A 3,035-nucleotide genomic window follows, 5' to 3' on the forward strand; every position below is an offset into this window, starting at 1 on the left:
GGGTAAAAACAACTTAAAGGCAGATCGGGGCAGTCGATATAAAGTTGTAACTGCCCTTAATTTGAAGGGTAAAAACAACTCTAATGCTCCGCAGCTAAAAAACACGTTGTAACTGCTTTTATTTGGAAGAGTATAAACAACTAGATTTCTTCACTCGAACATCGGCAGTGTGTTGTAACTGTCTTTATTTTGTGATGGGAAAGACAAATAAAGATATGCTCCGCTGCACAGGAAAAAGTTGTAACTGCCTTTGATTGGAAGGGTAAAAACAACTTTTTTATTTTGACACAATAATTTGAAGTCTGTTGTTACTGCCCTTAATCTGAAAGGTTAAACAACTTAGTTTCTATTTTTTTCCCACGTCACAGTTGTAGCTATCTTTAATTTGAAGGTTAATACAACAATACTTTCTAAAAGGTAATAGACTGATTATTTGTAACTACCTTTCTTATAAAATAAAAAAATGTTCTATGCTATTTTTTTGCCAATGCCACAGTTGTAACTGCCTTTGATTGGAAGGGTAAAAACAACTGCATTAGCAATAGCATAAGCAGCATAAGGTTGTAACTGCCTTTAATTTGTAGGGTAAAAACAACTATGAGAGTATCCACTTTCTGTAGATAACAGTTGTAACTGTCTTTAATTGGAAGGGTAAAAACAACACATTATTTATTGAAGTATATTTCTTTGGTGGGGGTTTTTTTTACTCAATTATAAAAAGTAAAATATACTGGCAGAGAAAATTTTATTTAGTTTATTTTAAAAGGTTGGGCAAAAAAAAGCCGCTCATGCAGAGCGGTTAAACTAAAAAATATAAAGGCCGATTAATCAATATTCGGCTGCGGTGTATAACGCAAATACGGTTTTACAATCTCCAATCCTTTTGGGAATTTTTTAAGTGCATCTTCGGTGCTAACTGCTGGCACTACAATAACTTTTTCTCCTTCCTTCCAGTTGGCAGGTGTTGCCACGCTGTATTTTGCAGTAAGCTGTAAAGAATCCACCACACGTAAAACTTCTACAAAATTTCTTCCGGTAGATGCAGGATAAGTGATAATTAATTTTACCGCTTTATCCGGTCCGATAACCACCAGCGAACGTACGGTTGCAGTTGCCGATGCATTGGGATGAATGAAGTCGTATAATTCCGAAACTTTCTTATCATCATCGGCAATTATAGGAAATTCAACAGAACAATTTTGTGTTTCATTAATATCACCGATCCAGCTTAAATGTTTATCAACAGGATCAACACTTAATGCTAAAACTTTTACATTACGCTTTGCAAATTCGTCTTTTAAGGCAGCGGTACGCCCCAGTTCTGTTGTACAAACCGGTGTATAATCGGCAGGATGAGAAAATAATATCCCCCATGAATCGCCTAAGTATTCGTAAAAATCAATTTCGCCTAAAGATGTTTTTGCTTTAAAGTTGGGAGCAATATCCCCTAATCGTAAACTCATAATAATAAATTTTAGAGTACAAATATACTTACTCTACTAATTAAATAGACTATTATTGTAAAATATTTTTTATATTCGCTTTTTAAAAATTGCTATGTTATCCAAAAAAACTCAATACGGCCTAAAAGCCCTTGGTTACCTTGCTTCTAAATACGGTGAAGGCCCAATTTTAATTTCTGAAATTGCGAAGAAGAAAAAAATACCTGTTAAGTTTTTAGAAAGTATCCTTTTGCAGTTAAAAAACAAAGGGGTTTTAGACAGTAAGAAAGGGAAAGGTGGCGGTTATTTTTTAACCAACTCACCAAAAAAAACATCCCTGGCAGTTGCCATAAGAATTGTGGATGGCCCAATTGCCATGATACCCTGTGTAAGTTTAAACTTTTATGAAAAATGTAAAGACTGTAATGAAGCAACCTGCGGTTTAAATAAAGCCATGGCTTTTACAAGAGATGCTACATTAAAAATTTTAGAGAAAAAAACTTTGTATGATTTGATTGATGCAGAATAATTTTTAAATATCGAATTTGCGAATGGCGAATGTGATGAGCACTTTATAAATTTAAGGACATTCGATATTTTATATTCACAAATTCGATATTAATTTGAAGAGGCTCTTTTAACCGAAGCCTTACCAAACCTGCCCTTTACATTATCAATGGCTTTGTATAAATCATTTTTCCGTTCCACATCATCAAACAAATTAGTTTGCACGGCATCATTAGTCAGTTCGCTTAACCTAACGCCAATCAACCGAATAGGTGAGCCTTTCTTCCACAACTTATTAAACAACTCTTTAGCCACAGGAATAATTTCGTCATCGGCACAGGTATAAGGCACAGTAGTTTGTCTTGATGTAGTTTCAAAATCGGGATAACGAATTTTAACTGCAACACATCCGGCAACTTTTCCATCTTGTCTTAATTCATAAGCAATCCTTTCTACCATACGCACCAGTTCGCTCATTAAAAAAAACATGTCGGTTTTATTTTCATCAAAAGTATTTTCTGTAGAAACTGATTTTGCTTCGTGGTACTGGCTCACTTCGCCATTATGAATGCCCTGGCTTTTATACCACAGATCAACGCCCCATTTACCCAATCTTTCTTCCAATGCTTCGGCTGTTCTTTCGCTGATGTCTTTTATAGTAAATATGCCCATAGCTTTTAATTGCTCATAAGTATGCTCCCCCACTCCCGGAATTTTATTTACTGCCATCGGTGCCAAAAATTCTTTTTCTTTTCCAAATGGTATTTGCAGGTAACCATTAGGCTTGGCCGCATTGGTTGCCATTTTAGCCATCATTTTATTACTGGCTAATCCAAATGAAATGGGCAATTGTGTTTCATCAATAATTTCTTTTCTCAGATCAATTGTCCATTGCAGTGGATTAAAGAATTTTTCCATTCCTGTTAAGTCAATATAAAATTCGTCAATAGAGGCCTTTTCAAACAGCGGTGCTTTGGCTGCAATAATTTGTGTTACCCAGCGGCTGTAGCGGCTGTACTCACCGCGGCTCCCGCCTAATACAATCGCTTGCGGACAAAGCTGTAATGCTTTGCGGCTGGGCATTCC

3 protein-coding genes are annotated in these 3,035 nt (G+C 35.8%); 1 reads left to right on the top strand and 2 read right to left on the bottom strand.

Going from position 1 to position 3,035, the window contains the following annotated elements:
• Window positions 1-824: 824 nt before the first annotated feature.
• Window positions 825-1,463, bottom strand: a complete 639-nt coding sequence (locus ACY65O_RS19900; RefSeq protein ID WP_462222605.1) for a peroxiredoxin — start codon at window positions 1,461-1,463, stop codon at window positions 825-827.
• Between the two features lie 94 nt (window positions 1,464-1,557).
• Here ACY65O_RS19900 and ACY65O_RS19905 point away from each other — a divergent pair, with 94 nt between their 5' ends.
• Entirely contained in the window at window positions 1,558-1,971 is a 414-nt protein-coding gene (locus ACY65O_RS19905; RefSeq protein ID WP_462222606.1) for an RrF2 family transcriptional regulator, read from the top strand.
• Between the two features lie 89 nt (window positions 1,972-2,060).
• Here the strand turns inward: ACY65O_RS19905 and ACY65O_RS19910 are convergent.
• Window positions 2,061-3,035 (bottom strand): DNA polymerase Y family protein (locus ACY65O_RS19910; protein WP_462222607.1); only part of this gene is annotated, 975 nt, incomplete at its 5' end.

This window comes from Ferruginibacter sp. (assembly GCF_031430955.1).
GTDB lineage: Bacteria > Bacteroidota > Bacteroidia > Chitinophagales > Chitinophagaceae > Ferruginibacter.